The following is a 17,100-nucleotide window of genomic DNA, read 5'->3' as shown; positions in this document are numbered from 1 at the left end:
GAGAAAAAAATGATTATTAAAGCACCAGCTTCAACGGCAAATTTGGGCCCTGGCTTTGATTCACTTGGCATGGCTGTTTCACTTTATTTGGAAGTAGAAGTTTTAAGCTTAGCCGATCGCTTTCAGGTGGATCATGTGATGAAAGGAATTCCACATGATGAAAAAAACTTAATTGTTAAGACTGCACTAACAGTTTATCCAGGTTTACAACCGCTTCATTTACGCGTCAAAAGCAATATTCCGTTGGCTCATGGTTTAGGCAGCAGTTCAAGTGCTATTGCTGCCGGAATTGAATTGGCTAATCAAATTGGTAAGCTGGGACTATCAGATGAAGAAAAGGTTCAATTAGGAGCTAAAATCGAGGGACATCCTGATAATATTGCACCGACTATTTTGGGCGGCTTGGTTGTTGGGGCTGAAGTTAACCATCATTTTGATGCAGTTGAAGCACCACTTCCTCCATATGCGTTGGTGGCTTATGTACCCGATTATAATTTGGAAACTAAGACAGCTAGAGCAGTTTTGCCTAAAGAATTGGCTTTTGGCGTAGCTACGCATGGCTCAGCAGTTGCTAATACTTTAATTGCTAGTTTGTTTGCTCAAGACTACCCTAAAGCAGGAGAATTAATGGAACAAGATGTATTCCATGAAGTTTACCGAGAAAAACTAGTGCCAGAACTTGTAAAAGTGCGGGAGGTAGCTCATTCAAAACATGCCTTGGCAACTTATTTGAGCGGCGCAGGTTCAACGATTATGACGTGGATTGAAGATAAACATGTAGCTGGATTTTTGTCGGGCTTACGTAAACATGATTTAAAAGATGAGACATTGATCTTACATCCTGATGAACAAGGTATCCAAGTTATCCAATAAAAAAGACTGACCAAACGGTCAGTTTTTTAGTCATCAAAGGTTGCGGCAAAACTATCACCATCAACTAGCATTCTTTTAGCATTGACAGCATACCAATAAGGAATAACCTCAGTGCCATTTTCTTGCTCGAATTCGCAGTCGGCCATTTTTAAAATTTGATCTAAATTTTTAGCACTGACGTTAGGGTAGAGCTTCAGCAAAGCTTCTTGAGTAATGCCACTTTGCGTAAAGCCACTAGCGGGATAGTTGGCAGAAAAAATATCAGAAAAATCATCTAAGTCATATCTAGGCTTAAATTCTTCATCAAAGTATTTGATTTCGATGTTTTCAATTTCCATAAAGGCACCAAGCTGTTTTGCCATGTAAGGGAACTTATTAGCTAGTTGTTCAACAGTAAACCCATTATTTGCTTTAGCTTGTGCATTTGGATGCAATTTAAGCCAAGCTTCACGTATATTATGACTATCTTTTCTTTCAGTAAGAAGGTCTTTGACTTTTTGAATAGCTGCATTGTGTCTGTTCAAGGCTTTTTGCCAGTCTAGTCGATTAGGATATAGTTGTCTATAGCGTACAGACAAAGGATGGTTGATTGCGTTGTAGATAAAATTCAGCTTGTCAGTGGTATAAGAGGTTAGCTCATCGTCACGCCACATTAATTCATAGTAAGAACTCATGGAAAGACACCTTTCTATCTGGTTAGACTAATTAATAATTTAACTGAATAGTATCATTTTTGGCTCCATTTAACAAAAGTGATAAAAATGTCTATTTAGATTGGTCAGAAGCAAAACTTTTGTTAAAATTAATGTGTTTATTATTAGTATTCGCTCAAAGGACTTGACAAACTATGGATCAACTTGATAAGTTCAATCGACGCTACAATTTTCTTTCAAAATTGTCAGCTGCCTTCTTTTATTCAATTGCGGTTGCAGTTGCCCTGAACTTTTTTTGGACGCCGGGACATATGTACTCGTCAGGAATCACGGGTTTTGCGCAATTAATTAATACTGTAAGTGAAAGATATCTACCGTTTACATTATCAACATCAATGATGTACTTTCTTTTGAACTTTCCTTTATTTATATTGGCTTGGTTCAAGATAGGACATAAATTTACTTTCTTCACCATCGTTGCTGTTGTTCTAGGTTCTATCATGATGCACGCTATTCAACTTTGGCAGATGCACCTGGATCCACTGGTTTGTGCGATTTTTGGTGCTTCGATCAACGGTGTTGGAACTGGGATGGCATTAAAGAACGGTATTTCAACTGGTGGACTGGACATTATTGGTATTGTAATTAGGCAAAAAACGGGCATTAGTTACGGAAAATTTAATATTTTTATTAATTTGATTATTATCGCTGCTGCGGGATACATGTTTGGTTGGACACGTGCTCTTTATTCCGCTTTAACTATTTTTATTAATGGGCGAGTAATCGATGCGGTTTACACCCAACACCAGAAGATGCAAGTAATGATTGTTACTCAGCACCCACAGCATATTATCGATGGAATTCAGAATCGAATGCATCGTGGAATCACTATTTTGCACGATGCTGAAGGTGCATATAGTCATATTGAAAAGACAGTTTTGATTACCATTATTGATCGATATGATATGTATGATATTCGCCAAATCGTGCAAGGAGCAGATCCGTATGCTTTCATGAGTGTTAGTGAAGTTGAAAAAGTATATGGTCGCTTCAAGGAGCAAGAAATCGTTTAATGGATAGCCCTTAAACCTTGATATATAAGGATTTATAAATGAAATTTGAATCCTAGGGGCACTTTGGGAGCAAAACTATTCAAAAAGAAGCAGAAATGCTTCTTTTTTATTTGGAGTGGCTTTTTGTAATTATGGCTTTATTATTGGTCTTTGTTAAAAGTGATTAAAAATGATATTATTTCGATTGAGCGATGCTGATATATTGTGGATCATTTAGTATTCTCCACGTATGTGGAGGTCATCCCAGTTTAGGTACCATTTTTTGACGATCAAAATCGTATTCTCCACGAGTGTGGAGGTGATCCTGACAAGGTTGACCAAGCCGTTAAGACCATGCAAGTATTCTCCACGAGTGTGGAGGTGATCCTTAAAATAATTAAGGAGGGAACTCCAAATATCGGTATTCTCCACGAGTGTGGAGGTGATCCCAATTTCTTCCTTCGACATGTCCTTAAGAGCATGTATTCTCCACACATGTGGAGGTGATCCTGACAGCTCTGCTGTAGTGATCGAATCAGACAAGTATTCTCCACACATGTGGAGGCTAAATAGCTGCTCTGAAAAATATTTTCTATAGAGTGACTGTTTTTGTATATTATTTAAAAATATTGTTGATGGTGCACGGAGATTGCGTTCACTTATATAGTGAAAAGATGCTAAGAAATCTAAAATAGAATCGAGATGAATTGGTAATCTGGTAATCGTAAGAAGGACTTAGCTACTAATCGTTGTATTCAATTTTGATAACAAATTAGTTAAAGAGCAAAAAATATGAAGAATTATAAATTTAATAAGTTTATGTAAAAACAGTGTCATTAAGTTAGGCTATTGATTTTGGTGAAAAAACAATTAAAGCATCATTTGGCTTTAGACGGCCAGATTGATGCCTTTTTGGCATATTTTTCTAAATATCATTCGCGTTACACGTAAAAGCGTGTGTTGTATATAGTGAAAGGAGGCTAAGAGAATCGGAGCTAAGAGGTGACAAATATGCCGAAAGCCCAATTGCAAAGTGCAAAAGAAAAAACCACAAATCAAAGTTCACTTCAAGTTAAATCTTTGGATCCTGGTTTTTGAAATTTCCATTAATTTGGAATGAATAATTGAAGAGGGGGACCGGAACTCCCTTCCTTTTCTATATTTTCATTTTAGTAAATTGAAAGTATTTTTACAAATGAAAAATATAAAATTAACTCATACTGGCAAAAATACTAAATGGTCATTAAAGTTCTATCCTAAAAGAGCTTTGTTAACTGGTGTTTTGATTGTGATTGCTATAGCATTATTGAAAGTGATTTTTAATGGCTAAATATACAGAAGTAAATAAAAAGTGGAATGATAAAAATGAGGCCCGTAAGCTTTACATTAATAAGAGGTCAACGACGAAAAACTTTATTTTAAATCTTGCTATCGAAGATGATTTAGAACAGATTGAAAAGTATATTGAAGAAAGACGCAATAATTTGTAAAGAAATAAAATGGGATGCATCAGGTAATAAAAAGTGCATCTCATTTTTATTTGTATATAATACTAGTTAACTTAAAAAAACAATAAAATTCAAATAAAATGGAGGTATTTCAAAGAATGACAGAGAATAATAAACAAGCCGAAACCACTGATATCAAGGCAAAACCCAACTACGACACGGCAATCTTCGCTGGCGGTTGTTTTTGGTGCATGGTCGAACCTTTCGATACAGTTGACGGGGTAGAAAAAGTAGTTTCTGGTTATACTGGTGGTCATGTTGCTAATCCAACATATGAGCAAGTCTGTTCAGGTACGACTGGCCATACTGAAGCTGTTGAGATTACCTTTGATCCAGCAAAAATATCGTATGATCAATTGCTAAACTATTATTGGCAAGTAACTGATCCAACAGATGCGATGGGGCAATTCCAAGATCGTGGTGATAATTATCGACCAGTAATTTTTTATAATTCACCTGCTCAAAAAGAAGCAGCTGAAAAATCTAAGCAAAGATTACAAGCTAGTGGTAAATTTGATAAACCAATCGTAACTAAAATTGAACCAGCTAAGCCATTTTATCCAGGTGAGGAATATCACCAAGATTTTTATAAAAAAGATCCACTTAGATATGCAATGGAAGAAGCTGGTGGAAGAGCTAAGTTTATCAAGGAACATTGGGATTAATAAAAAGCAGATCATAACTGTTATAAGCTGTGACCTGCTTTTTTACTTTCAATATTTTAGATTATGTTAACTATTTCTTTAAGTTGCTTTTGATAACCTCGATTGGATTGAGCCAAGTTCCGTTGTTAACGTTCCAATTCTTACATGGAAAACCATATTTGTTTATGTAATCTTTATTTGTTTGAGTAACGCCAAGGTGTAAGTGTGAGCCAGTTAGCTTACCGATCTTTTGACCTAATTTAATCTTTTGACCAGTCTTAACATAAATGTCTTTTTTCTTATTAAAGCCTTCTTGGTAAACTTCAACGTAATTATCAGGACTAATAACCCAGATGAACCAGCCAAGGCCGTTGCCATAAGCAACCTTTTTAACAGTACCTTGATGAATTGCATATACGTTAGAATGCCCAACTTCTGAAAAACCAAAATCCCAACCATCATGAAAGTAGGAAGGTGGTGTAGTAGAACGCATATAGTTAGTTATGCCAAAAGTTTGTGCATTATACATTGGACGAACACCATTTTTCTTGTTGGCTTTAAACGGATAAGCCCACTTGAGATTCTTGGGTTGAACTTCAGTTGTATTTTGTGAGTCATCAAGCGTATCAGCAGAAGCAGTGGTGGTTGATAAACCAACGCTTGAAGTTAATAATGCAGTACCTAACAAAGAAATTATTAATTTACGAAATTCCATTATAAAAACAAACCAGATAAGTTCTGATTTTTATCTCCTCTCTTAATTCACCTAAGCTATTGTAGCTCAGCAGTTTTACGAGAAAGTTACAATTAAATTTCGATTAATAACAAAAAGTTAGTATGAGTATATGTGAATATGCTTTTGATTAGGCTAGTTAAAAGCGGATGATAAAGCAGTGTCATGGATAAAGTGTTTGGGTGAAATTCTTAATTGTGAGCAAGAAAGATTGGCAGACAAATAATATTTTTCTTTATTTGTTTAGGAGGAATCATAGCAGAATGATATTATGATTCCTCTTTTTATTTGAATATTATGTCCAGCAGATATTGTCTATTTAATAAAAATCGATATACTTGGTAGTAGGATCAAAGTGATGAAAAAATGGTGTTTGCGTATTTTCATTTGGCGCTATAAAGGGATTTGTTTACTGTATTCTCCACGTATGTGGAGGTGATCCCATGATTTGCTAGTTAAAAACATTGAAAATATGGTATTCTCCACGTATGTGGAGGTGATCCTCTTACCCTGGCGCTGGTATTAGCGATATTGCAGTATTCTCCACGTATGTGGAGGTGATCCCTACACCAGCCGCTATTGATACTAATGACGTTAGTATTCTCCACGTATGTGGAGGTGATCCTTAAGTCAAGCGATCGGAATTATCTGTGCTTGGGTATTCTCCACGTATGTGGAGGTGATCCCGATAATTATATATTTTTTGTTTGTCACGGTGTGTATTCTCCACGTATGTGGAGGTGATCCTAGGCGATTCCGCAATACTTGCGAACCTATCGCGTATTCTCCACGTATGTGGAGGTGATCCTACACCAAGGATACCAGTTTTGGTAACTTCAGTGTATTCTCCACGTATGTGGAGGTGATCCCATCACAACATTTTTAAGGAGTTACACCCATTCGTATTCTCCACGTATGTGGAGGTGATCCCACCGCCAGCATTAAACAAGGTACTCATTTTAGGTATTCTCCACGTATGTGGAGGTGATCCTAAACTTACTGGCGGAGATTTTTATTTTTGGAAAGTATTCTCCACGTATGTGGAGGTGATCCTCACTAGAATCAGATATAACTTTAACTGTATTTGTATTCTCCACGTATGTGGAGGTGATCCTTTTCGCTAGTTTTCTAAATAAGAAGCCCGTTAGTATTCTCCACGTATGTGGAGGTGATCCTGTTCGCAATTGCGAATTGCTGATCGGGCTCTTGTATTCTCCACGTATGTGGAGGTGATCCTTAAAAATCATTCATACATTGTGTGACTGCTGAAAGTATTCTCCACGTATGTGGAGGTGATCCTAGCTTGCTTTGTAGCTTGTAACGTTTTTTCGCGTATTCTCCACGTATGTGGAGGTGATCCTGCACTTGGTCCTTGCGCCTTTAAATTGCGACTGTATTCTCCACGTATGTGGAGGTGATCCCACAAAATCCAGGTACTACTTTAATCCATGGAGTATTCTCCACACATGTGAAGGTGATCCTAACTGATTTAGTGGGTGCAGTTATGGATTGAGGTATTCTCCACACATGTTGAATCTGTTACTGTCCTGGAACGTACAGAAAAATAGCTGATAAACCGCGTCACGACGGCATTTGTTAGTGATTGAAAGTGTACTTTTTTCTTTCTGAACGATTGGAATTAGTACACTTTTTCTATTTGAAGCTGGCGGGTCGAGTGTTCTATGTCCTATTTCGATAGTCGAGTAGACGATCGTTCAGTTTGGCAGGTCGTATTGATTATGGTAGTGAAAGTAGGAATAAAGATTGATATAACAGCATTTACAGAGGGCGCAAAAATCAGTCAATTTAGCGTTGAGAGTTGAGTTAACGAGTATGCTATTAAATTTTGACTGTTTCGATTAAAAAATAGAAAATCTGCACAACGGTAGTTTACTCGACGTATAATATTAATATTCCTGAAGATTATTAAGGCGGTAAACAAGATGGCAAATCGACAAATTGAAATAGAAAATAAAGCGATGAAAGAGATTCTTATCGCAATGCATAATTTGGGAGGTCAGGTTACGAGAAAACAAGTACTACAAGAACTTCGTGACGGCTCAGATGTGTTCAGTGAAAAAGAAATTGACGCAACCCGAACTTCGAAGAAAAGTGGAAAAATTTATCATCCGTTTCAATGGAAGTTTAACTTTGCGGTTAAGCATTTGATCCTTGCTGGATTCATTAATACGGAGAATGGACACGAGCTAGAACTGTCCAAAAAAGGACGCAACGTAGATATTAATAAATTTGATGCAAAAAAGGACGTCAGATCTATTTCAGAAGCTAAGTTTCCTCATCACAAATCAAAAAATGAAGTAGTTACTGATAAAATAGAAGATAATCAGGATGGCACAGATGAAATAGAAGAACCGTGGCGCCAACAGTTATTGGATGCATTAATGAAGATGAATCCCAGAAAATTTGAGCTCTTTTGCCGTGGGTTACTTACCAAAATGGGAGTAGATGTCGATGATGAAAAGGGTGTTCAATATGTAGCTGATGGTGGCATCGACGGTTTTGGTTATGTTCGTTCAGATGACTACCGGACTACACGGGTGGCCCTTCAAGCTAAGCGTTGGCAGGGTAAAGTATCGGCCCCTGAGATTGATAAATTCCGTGGGGCAATGGACAAGTTTAATGCTGAATTTGGTATTTTTATTACTAATTCCGACTTTACAAGGGAAGCAGTTAGGGTGGCTCGGGAAGGAACTCGTATCATCACATTGATTAATGGCGATCAGATCTGTGACTTGGTGGCAAAATACAACTACTATGTTGAACCAGTTACTACTTATCGATTGAAGGACTTTTACTTGGATCAGGATTAATTATGATTGTTTGGACAATGCGACCTTATAATGTTTATCTAGAAATTATGGATAAAGGTGAGTTTTTCTGCAATCTAGACCTTTCTATTAACTTAAAAGATGACAATGATTTTTTAAGAGCTTATCATTGGATGATTCAGCAAATGATCAAGAAAATTGGAGTACCTAGTAAAGGAGAAACGTACCCCATCTGGACCTGGTATCGGAGTCATGATTATAAACACCAACGTCCGGATTTTAGATGGGTTAGAGACTATATTTCTGGGCAAATAGAAATGGCGGAGGATAAAAAATCTCGGCTAAGACAAAAAAAGCAACGGAAATGAACCAAAAATACAGACGGAACTTGATAATTTAACTAAGCAATTAGATGAAGTATCCGCTCTTGTAACAGATAAACTCACTAAAAGTAAGGAACTCTTCAACCAGATGAGTAAGCTTAATGACAATCTGGTAGCAGCAGATGTAACCTTATCCAGGTATGAGTCGGTGAAAGGGCAATATGTTTCTGATATTAAAAGGTTAAGCTTCATTGTTGATGGGGAAGTTGCCTTTGAAAATATTGAAGAACCTTTACTTTGCCCAGTGTGTGGACAGCCAGTCATTAATGTAGAAAGCGAAACTAAGCACGTTGAAGCAGCTCAGAAAGAACTCTCTAGAACCCTAGCCTTACTAAACGATCTCGAGCAAGCAACATCTAGTCTTGCCGAGGAGAAGCTTTCTTTGCAAAAAAGATACGCTGAGCTGGAAAAGGAAAGTGATGCGATCCAAATAAAACTTAATGAGAAGCTATATCCACGCTTGGATAAAATAAAAACAGCTGAAAAAGATTATCGAGAACAGATAGAGGTAGTATCGAAGGTTAAAGTTTTTGATGACTTATTAGGAAAAAGGACATCGAAGATTAACGAATTAACGGATGAAGGAATACCATAAAAGGATGTTAAATTCAAGCCAAAACAAGAGCTGGGAGAAAATTTTTATGATGATATGGGCGATATTTTAAATTGTCTGTTAGAGAAAGGAAACTATCCTAAACATCATGTTGCCACCTTTGGTCAAACTTCATTTGATATCATGATCAATGGTAAAAAGAAAGCAGTTAGTCATGGTAAAGGTTTCAGATCATATCTGAATTCTGTTACAGTTATGGCCTTGAGCAAATATATAAATGAGAATGCCTTATACAAACCAGAGTTTTTAATTATCGATACACCACTTGAGGGGCTATCAGAGAAATATAGTGACAATCCTAATGAAAGTATGAAGCATGGTATTTTTAAACTTTTTATAGAACGAGGCAAGAAGTACCAAACAATTGTTGTTGAAAATCCGGATCATTTACCAAGTGATATAGATTTTAAAAGTGAAGATATCAATATGATTAGTTATGAAAATGAAGAAGGATTTTTAAAAGAAGTCTAGGAGGTCCAAATGCAAATTAGCTATAACAAGCTATGGAAGCTACTAATTGACCGTGGCATGAAGAAAAAAGAACTGCAAGAAGCTAGTGGCGTTAGTGCTGCTTCAATTGCTAAGTTAGGCCGTAATGGTAATGTTACGACCGAAGTATTATTGAAAATCTGTATCGCCCTTGATTGCGATATCAGTGATATTTGTGAAGTTGAAAGAAAGTAAGGGGTGAATTCCCATAACAGAAGAAAATGAAATCTCATTGTTTGATGAGCAAGAATTCACGGTAGAAGCAAAACAATATGAGTTACAAGAAACAGCCGAATCCACGGAATTAATTAAATCAAAAGAACGAGTCCAGAATCATGGTGAAGTTTTTACCCCAAAATGGATGGTGCAAAAAATGCTAGCCGAGCCAGCAATTCAGGAGAAGATTAAAGATATACATGCAACATTTTTAGAACCCAGTGCTGGCGAGGGCGCATTTTTAGTTGAAATTTTGCACCAACGATTAACTTATCTTGATCAGCGGGTTAGTAAGGCTAGCTGGCCCAAGCAAGCAATCTGGGCATTGATGAGTATTTATGGGATTGAACTTTTGCAAGATAATTTGCTTAAAGCAAGGGATGCAATGTTAGAAGTGGTGATTAACCACTACCAAGCAAAGCTACAAAAGCAACTGAGCGTCAAGACGGAATTCTATAAGGCAGCTAAGTTTGTGATTGCAACTAATATAGTCCAAGGAAATACGCTTGAGTACACTACGAACGAGGACCAGCTGATTGAGTTTAGCCATTGGTGGCCAGTTGATGAAAAGGTTCAACGTGAAGTCTTTACCTACAAGTCATTATTCAATAATAGTGATGCTGGCGATGTGGGAGCTGCAGAGGGACAACTTAGTTTGTTTGATGAGTTAGAGACAGAAGCTGAAAAAGAATACGCATTATGTGATGTATTGAAAGTCTATAAGGAGGAACGGGAAAATGAGCGGAGAAGATAAGCAATTTAAATTCGATGTGGTGATTGGGAACCCGCCATATCAGGAAGAAACTTCTGAGTTAAGTAAGAAGAATGGTCAGAAAAGCGTAAAAAATATTTTTCAATTGTTTCAGGAACAAGCTGATAAAGTAACAAGAAAATGTGTTTCTCTAATTTATCCAGGTGGTAGATGGATTCAGCAATCTGGAAAGGGAATGAAGAATTTTGGATTGAGCCAAATAAATGACCCTCACCTAAAAGAAGTAACGTTTTATCCTGATGCAAATGAAATTTTCGATAAGGTCGGAATTGCTGATGGAATTTCTATAGTTGTAAAAGATATGAATAAAACTACCTCTGGGTTTAAGTACATTTACTCTAAGTCAGGTAAAACTAAAAGATTAGATTTAGATAATCCTGGAGAACAAATACTTCCGTTGGATCCAGCCGATTTATCTATGATTACAAAAATATCAACGTTTGTAAAAAAGTATTCATTAAATTATTTACATGATGAGATACTTCCAAGATCGCTATTTGGAATTGAAAGCAGTTTTGTAGAGGATAATCCTAACAAAATTCACCCTTTTAAACGAAATTTCGATACTAAAAAATATGTAAAGTTATTTTCTAATGATAAGGCTGGTAAAGCTGGAAGAGCTACATGGTTTTTAGCTGATTTAGACTCTATCAAAAAAAATAAGGAATATATTAGTAAATTTCAAGTGGTAGTTTCGAGTGCAAATGCCGGTGGTCAGAAGCGTGATAACCAAATATCTATTATGGATAATTATTCGGCTTTTGGCAGATCAAGAGTAGCATTGAGGTCATTTGATACGTTGAATGAGGCCGAGAATTTTATGAAGTATGCTGAATCTAAAGTAATTAAATATACTTTTTTATTAACAGACGAGGCATTATCGTCTCTCGCAAAATGGGTTCCTGATGTACTAGATTATACAAATAACAATAATTTGATTGATTTTACTCAAGAAATTGATAAACAACTTTGCGATCTCATAGGTTTTAGCCAAGAAGAATTCAAATATATAAATGATAGAGTAAACAGTATACGGGGTGACAAATAATGAAAACACCAACAATTAAATCATTCAAAAAGATCATCCCCATGATTTATGCTTATACCACGCCTAATGATATCTCTCACCGGGGATGGACGAAGATTGGCTATACCGACCGTCAATCTGTTGAAGATCGAATTAAGCAACAAACCCATACGGCGGATGTGAAAGCTGAAATTCTCTGGAAAGGTAACGCGCGTTATCAAGATGGCTCAGATGAGACTTTTACTGATCATGATTTTCACTATTACTTAACCAGTAAGCAACATGTTGAACGCAAGCCAAAAACCGAGTGGTTCCATGTTGATGGTGATACTTCCCATCGGTATTTCTACAAGTTTACTGAACGTGATTTTAGTGATATTCAAGGAACTGATGGTACTCAGTATGAATTACGCAAAGAACAGCAACAAGCAGTGGACCAAACGGTAAGCTACTTTCTTAAACACGGCGAAGGCAGTGAGTTCTTGTGGAATGCGAAGCCTCGCTTTGGTAAGACCTTAACCACTTACGATTTAGTTCGTCAGATGAACATGCAAAATATCTTAGTGGTAACTAATCGACCAAGCATTGCCAATTCTTGGTTCGATGATTTTGATAAGTTCATTGCATGGCAGACGAACTTTAAGTTTGTGAGTGAAACTGATGCTCTGAAGAAGCGGCCTGTACTTTCAAGAAGTGAATTCATCGACACAATCTCTGATGGCAAGGAGTACGGTCAAATTGCCTTTGAAAGTTTGCAAGGGCTAAAAGGCTCGGTCTACTTTGGTGGTAATTACGATAAGTTGAAATGGATTAGTGACCTTGAGTGGGATTTGTTGGTAATTGATGAGGCCCATGAAGGAGTAGATACCTATAAGACCGATAAAGCTTTCGATAAGATTAAGCGCAAGTACACCCTGCATTTGACTGGGACACCATTTAAAGCTTTGGCAAAGGGTAAGTTTGCTTCAGACCAAATCTATAACTGGTCATATGCGGATGAACAACAAGCCAAACTTGACTGGGATGAAAATCAAGAAGGTAGTAGCAATCCTTATGAAGTGATGCCTCAATTGAACATGTACACCTACCAGGTATCAGCAATGATGGCTGACGAGTTAAAGGGGAAGGTTAAGCTCTATGATGGTGATCAAGTCGACCCAGCCTTTGACCTTAACGAGTTCTTCAGAACAAAGGAAAATGGTAAATTTGTTTACGATGAAGCCGTCGACCGTTTCTTGGATGCTCTGACCAAGCAAGAGAAGTATCCCTTCTCAACACCAGAGTTACGCCAAGAACTTGCTCATACTTTCTGGCTATTAAATCGAGTCGACAGTGCCAAGGCCCTAGCTAAAAAGCTAAAGGTTCACGATGTCTTTGGTGAATATGAAATTGTCTTAGCTGCCGGCGATGGTAAGCTTGATGATGATCAATTAAATGAAGATCAACTAGAACAAGCCAATGAAAAGTCCTTCGATAAGGTCCAGCGAGCAATTGCAACTCATGATAAGACAATCACTCTCAGTGTAGGACAACTAACAACTGGGGTAACTATCAAGCCTTGGTCAGGGGTACTAATGCTCTCTAGTATGAAGAGTCCTTCGGAATACATGCAGGCTGCTTTCCGGGCACAAAATCCATACACTTTTGACCGGAACGGTGAACTGGTTCAAAAGCAAAATGCCTATGTCTTTGACTTTGACCCTACCCGAACCCTGACAATTTTTGATGAATTTGCCAACAATCTACTAGAAAAGACAGCTAATGGTAAGGGAACTGCTGAGGAACACGAAGCTAATATTCGCCAGTTATTGAACTTCTTCCCAGTCATTGGGGAAGATGAAGATGGCAAGATGGTAGAATTAGACGCTAAGCAAGTGATGTCAATTCCACGTCATTTGAAGTCACAAGAAGTGGTTAAGCGTGGTTTCATGAGTAACTTCCTCTTTACTAATATTAGCCGCATCTTTAGTGCACCGACTGAAGTGCGTAATATTTTGGATGGCTTGGTAACTGCTAAGGAAGAAAAGGGTAAGCGAAGCCAGAACGCAATTGAGGGTGCAGAAGACGTTGCTGTTAATGATCAAGGCGAAGTTGAGATTCCTAAGGAACGTGTGATTGGCAAGTCTAAGGATTTGTTTGGTGATAAGGTTTATAGTGATATGGGTCAGCAAGTTGCCGATGCTGTTACCAATACAGATCAAACTGACTTTAAATCTGCTGCTAAAGAAATTGCTAAGCAGTTGAATGATTCTGTCGGTAAGGAAGTCGTTAACCGGGTTAGTGACGATTATGGTTTGAGCAAGTCTGAGGCTAAACGTTATCAAAAGCAAGTAGAAAAGGATACCGAGCAAGCCTTCCATCAACTTGCTGACGAACTAAATGATAAGAAGAAGTTAGCTGAAGTTGACTACAAGCAGAAACAAGCGGCTGCACGGAGCGAAGATGAACTGCATGAGGCAGATCAGGAATATGAAGCAAGGTCGGAAGCTATCTTACAAGAGTTTACTGAGAAAGCTCGCCAGCAAGTTCAAAAGACTGTTGCTGATACGCCTGCTAATGTAATCGAACGAGTGGAAAAGCATCAAGAAGAGCAAAAGATGAAGAATGTCGAAGAGGATGCGCGGGCTCACTTACGTGGCTTTTCACGGACCATTCCAAGCTTCATTATGGCTTATGGTGATGAAAACTTAACCTTGCAGAACTTTGATGATTACACCGAAGATGATGTCTTTAAAGAAGTAACAGGTATTAGTGAAGATCAATTCCGTTTTCTTCGTGATGGTGGCGACTATGTTGACGAAGCTAGTGGTGAGAAGAAGCACTTTGATGGGCACCTCTTTGATGAAGTAGTCTTCAACGATTCCATTCAACAATTCTTGGAATTAAAGGAAAAGCTAAGCGACTACTTTAATGAAGATAACGATGAAGATATTTTCGATTATATTCCGCCGCAAAAGACCAATCAGATTTATACACCGAAAGCGGTAGTTAAGCACATGGTCGATGATTTAGAAGCTAATAACCCAGGAATTTTTGCTGATCCTAATAAGACTTTTGCGGACCTTTACATGAAGTCTGGGCTCTACATTACGGAAATCGTCAAGCGCCTTTTCCAAAACGAGAAGATGAAGGAATTATTCCCGGATGACCAGGAACGTATCGAGCATATTATGAAGCATCAAGTTTATGGTCTAGCTCCAACTCGGATCATTTACTTGATTGCAACTAATTATATTTTTGGTTTTGACGAAAGCTTAAAGAATTCAGTACTTGGTAAACATTTCAAGCAAATTGATGCTGCCGAATATGCGAAGAATGGAACGCTAGAAGAGGTAATTCAAAAAGAATTTGGAGGTGAGAAATAAGGTGAAAGCAGACAGTATTCATTTGTTTGACTTCCTTGAAAATGGAAAGACCATCTTTGAAATTCCTGTTTTTCAACGAAACTACGAATGGGATGAGCAGCAATGTAGCCAGCTGTTTAAGGATCTGACCATTGCCGTTGAGGATGATCAAGATCATTTTATTGGGGCAATTGTCTATGTTGCTGAAACGGGTCGGAAGCTGAGTCATATTTACCGAATCATTGATGGTCAACAACGGTTAATGAGTTTAATGCTTCTTTTGAAGTCCTTAGCTGATGTAAATGACCAAGTGCGGGCAGAGATTCAAGAGCAGTATTTGACCAATAAATATCTGGAAGAAAATAATCATCTCAAGTTGAAACCCGTTGCTCATGATATGGAAGCCTTTGAGGCCGTGATGAATGACCGACTCGATCAGTATAATGATCCTTCTAAGGTAGTCAAAAACTATCAATATTTCAAAAAGCGGATCCAACAATCCGAATTCTCAAGTACGGAACTCTATGAGGCCTTGAACCATTTCAATATGGTTTATATAGAGCTGACCAATGATGTGCAAGATGAGAATCCGCAGGTGATTTTTGAAAGTTTGAACTCGACAGGGGTATCCTTGTCTGCATCCGACTTGGTGCGTAACTTTCTATTAATGAAGCTAGATTCAGATAAACAATCTCGCCTATACCAAGAATACTGGGTTAAAATGGAGAGAATTTTCACAACCAATACCTTTGCAGATTTCATCAGATTTTACTTAACGATGAAGATGCACAAGATGATTAATAAAGCTAAAATCTACCCGCTTTATAAAGAGTTTTACTATGGACAGGGGTTGGACTCTGAAGAAGCCCTAGCTGATCTGTATCGGTTTGCCATTTTTTATGATCAATTGATCCATGCTGAGACCGGAATTCAGGAGTTAAATTCAATTTTGCGTCATATTAATGCCATGGACAGTCGAGTGGTTTATCCTTACTTTTTCATGATGCTGGAGATGGCTTCAACGGGTGAAGTTAGTCAGGATGATGTGGTTGAAGTTGCTCGGATCATGGAAAGCTATCTTTTCCGACTGAAGGCATGTCAACTCCCTACTAATGGGTTAAATCGTATGGTAATTGCCTTATGTGATAAGACAAAGGCAGCTGGCGATTATCGGGCAAGGTTAGTTTCATTACTGAATACTTCCTTCCCGGATGATAAAAAATTTGCAGACAGTCTGATGAATGTTAACTTGTACAGTCTACGAAATAATTTAGCCAAATTAGCGTTAGTGGTTCTAGAGGAGTCACGGACTAAGGAAACCATCGACTTTGACGATGCCCAGGTTGAACACATTATGCCACAACGGCTAAACAATGATTGGCGAATTGAACTCCCTAATGCTAACCGGATCAATGAGGAAATGGGTGGTGTGATTGGCAACTTAACGTTAACTAAGTATAACCAGGAAATGGGTAATAAAGTGTACAGTGAGAAGAAGGAAGTTTACCAAACATCCAATGTCAGTTTAACGCGAGAAATTGCAGCCGAGTATCCAACTTGGAATAAAGAAAGTATCGTTAAGCGAACAGAACAACTTGCCCAAGAATTAATCTCAATTTTTCCTAGACCGGTTGATACGCTTCAAGTGGAGGATATCTCTGGAGAGCACACAATTACCGAGTCAATTGATATTACTGGTAAAAAGCCAACTAGATTAACTATCAGTGACGAAGATATTTCACTCGATTCTTGGCGCAAGATGTTGATTAGTTTTATGGAGTATATTTGGCAATTGGATAGTCGCAACTATGAGAAGATTAAAGGTGACAGCTCATTGAATAAGATGCTGTTTGCTAGTCAACGGGTGCCAGAAATATTGGACAATGGAACTAGTATTGAAACCAACTTCTCAGCTAATGTGGTTTTAGCCTTGATTTCTAAGATTGCCGAAATCTGTGACATTGCGGATGAAGTATCGTATACGATTAAGTGAGGTGTTTAACA

Annotated in this window: 15 protein-coding genes and 1 CRISPR repeat array; of the genes, 13 read left to right on the top strand and 2 right to left on the bottom strand. The window is 37.8% G+C overall.

All coding sequences use genetic code 11. From position 1 onward, the window contains the following. Positions 1–9: 9 nt before the first annotated feature. Positions 10–873 (top strand): homoserine kinase, encoded by an 864-nt coding sequence (thrB, locus tag CP352_RS07275; protein ID WP_089145500.1) that lies wholly within the window; start codon positions 10–12, stop codon positions 871–873. A gap of 26 nt (positions 874–899) precedes the next feature. Here thrB and CP352_RS07270 read toward each other — a convergent pair whose 3' ends face one another. Then, the gene (locus CP352_RS07270; RefSeq protein WP_089143274.1) at positions 900–1,547 is read right to left on the bottom strand and encodes a temperature-sensitive replication protein; all 648 of its coding nucleotides are present in this window, start codon (positions 1,545–1,547) and stop codon (positions 900–902) included. Positions 1,548–1,720: 173 nt separating this feature from the next. Here CP352_RS07270 and CP352_RS07265 point away from each other — a divergent pair, with 173 nt between their 5' ends. The 3 genes from CP352_RS07265 to msrA all read left to right on the top strand — a co-directional run bounded on the left by CP352_RS07265 (position 1,721) and on the right by msrA (position 4,751). Beyond that, on the top strand, positions 1,721–2,599 hold the full coding sequence (locus tag CP352_RS07265) for a YitT family protein (RefSeq protein ID WP_061204761.1): 879 nt from the start codon (positions 1,721–1,723) through the stop codon (positions 2,597–2,599). Between the two features lie 1,301 nt (positions 2,600–3,900). Then, the gene (locus CP352_RS11180; protein WP_165518613.1) at positions 3,901–4,068 is read left to right on the top strand and encodes a hypothetical protein; all 168 of its coding nucleotides are present in this window, start codon (positions 3,901–3,903) and stop codon (positions 4,066–4,068) included. Between the two features lie 116 nt (positions 4,069–4,184). Then, positions 4,185–4,751: a peptide-methionine (S)-S-oxide reductase MsrA gene (gene msrA / locus CP352_RS07260; protein ID WP_089150918.1), complete on the top strand. Its 567-nt coding sequence runs from the start codon at positions 4,185–4,187 to the stop codon at positions 4,749–4,751. A gap of 70 nt (positions 4,752–4,821) precedes the next feature. On the opposite strand, the gene CP352_RS07255 is transcribed toward msrA, so the two are convergent. Next, a complete protein-coding gene (locus CP352_RS07255; RefSeq protein WP_089143276.1) occupies positions 4,822–5,445 on the bottom strand; it encodes a M23 family metallopeptidase in 624 nt (207 codons plus the stop codon). 432 nt (positions 5,446–5,877) lie between these two features. Then, positions 5,878–7,005: direct repeats of the CRISPR family, unit length 28 nt; unit sequence GTATTCTCCACGTATGTGGAGGTGATCC. Between the two features lie 437 nt (positions 7,006–7,442). On the opposite strand from CP352_RS07255, the gene CP352_RS07250 reads away from it, so the two are divergent. The 9 genes from CP352_RS07250 to CP352_RS07210 all read left to right on the top strand — a co-directional run bounded on the left by CP352_RS07250 (position 7,443) and on the right by CP352_RS07210 (position 17,089). After that, a complete protein-coding gene (locus tag CP352_RS07250) occupies positions 7,443–8,294 on the top strand; it encodes a restriction endonuclease (RefSeq protein ID WP_369823552.1) in 852 nt (283 codons plus the stop codon). 2 nt (positions 8,295–8,296) lie between these two features. Then, positions 8,297–8,620 (top strand): DUF3841 domain-containing protein, encoded by a 324-nt coding sequence (locus tag CP352_RS07245; RefSeq protein ID WP_087712730.1) that lies wholly within the window; start codon positions 8,297–8,299, stop codon positions 8,618–8,620. A gap of 103 nt (positions 8,621–8,723) precedes the next feature. After that, positions 8,724–9,230 carry a hypothetical protein gene (locus CP352_RS07240; RefSeq protein ID WP_087712731.1) on the top strand — a complete coding sequence of 169 codons (507 nt, stop codon included), beginning with the start codon at positions 8,724–8,726 and terminating at the stop codon, positions 9,228–9,230. Between the two features lie 54 nt (positions 9,231–9,284). Beyond that, the gene (locus CP352_RS07235; RefSeq protein ID WP_087712733.1) at positions 9,285–9,719 is read left to right on the top strand and encodes a hypothetical protein; all 435 of its coding nucleotides are present in this window, start codon (positions 9,285–9,287) and stop codon (positions 9,717–9,719) included. A gap of 9 nt (positions 9,720–9,728) precedes the next feature. Further along, a complete protein-coding gene (locus CP352_RS07230) occupies positions 9,729–9,932 on the top strand; it encodes a helix-turn-helix transcriptional regulator (RefSeq protein WP_087712734.1) in 204 nt (67 codons plus the stop codon). A gap of 37 nt (positions 9,933–9,969) precedes the next feature. Beyond that, a complete protein-coding gene (locus tag CP352_RS07225; protein ID WP_232457425.1) occupies positions 9,970–10,707 on the top strand; it encodes a methylase in 738 nt (245 codons plus the stop codon). Next, the gene (locus CP352_RS07220) at positions 10,691–11,773 is read left to right on the top strand and encodes an Eco57I restriction-modification methylase domain-containing protein (protein ID WP_087712737.1); all 1,083 of its coding nucleotides are present in this window, start codon (positions 10,691–10,693) and stop codon (positions 11,771–11,773) included. The genes CP352_RS07225 and CP352_RS07220 overlap by 17 nt, the downstream gene beginning before the upstream one ends. Next, a complete protein-coding gene (locus CP352_RS07215; RefSeq protein WP_089143277.1) occupies positions 11,773–15,117 on the top strand; it encodes a DEAD/DEAH box helicase in 3,345 nt (1,114 codons plus the stop codon). The genes CP352_RS07220 and CP352_RS07215 overlap by 1 nt, the downstream gene beginning before the upstream one ends. Position 15,118: 1 nt before the next feature. Further along, positions 15,119–17,089 carry a DUF262 domain-containing protein gene (locus tag CP352_RS07210; RefSeq protein ID WP_089143278.1) on the top strand — a complete coding sequence of 657 codons (1,971 nt, stop codon included), beginning with the start codon at positions 15,119–15,121 and terminating at the stop codon, positions 17,087–17,089. The last annotated feature ends 11 nt before the right edge of the window (positions 17,090–17,100 follow it).

It is taken from the genome of Lactobacillus sp. UMNPBX1, from assembly GCF_002554085.1.
In the GTDB taxonomy this organism is placed as follows: domain Bacteria; phylum Bacillota; class Bacilli; order Lactobacillales; family Lactobacillaceae; genus Lactobacillus; species Lactobacillus crispatus.
Note: the sequence above shows the minus strand (reverse complement) of the source record. Positions and strands in the feature narration are given on the sequence as shown.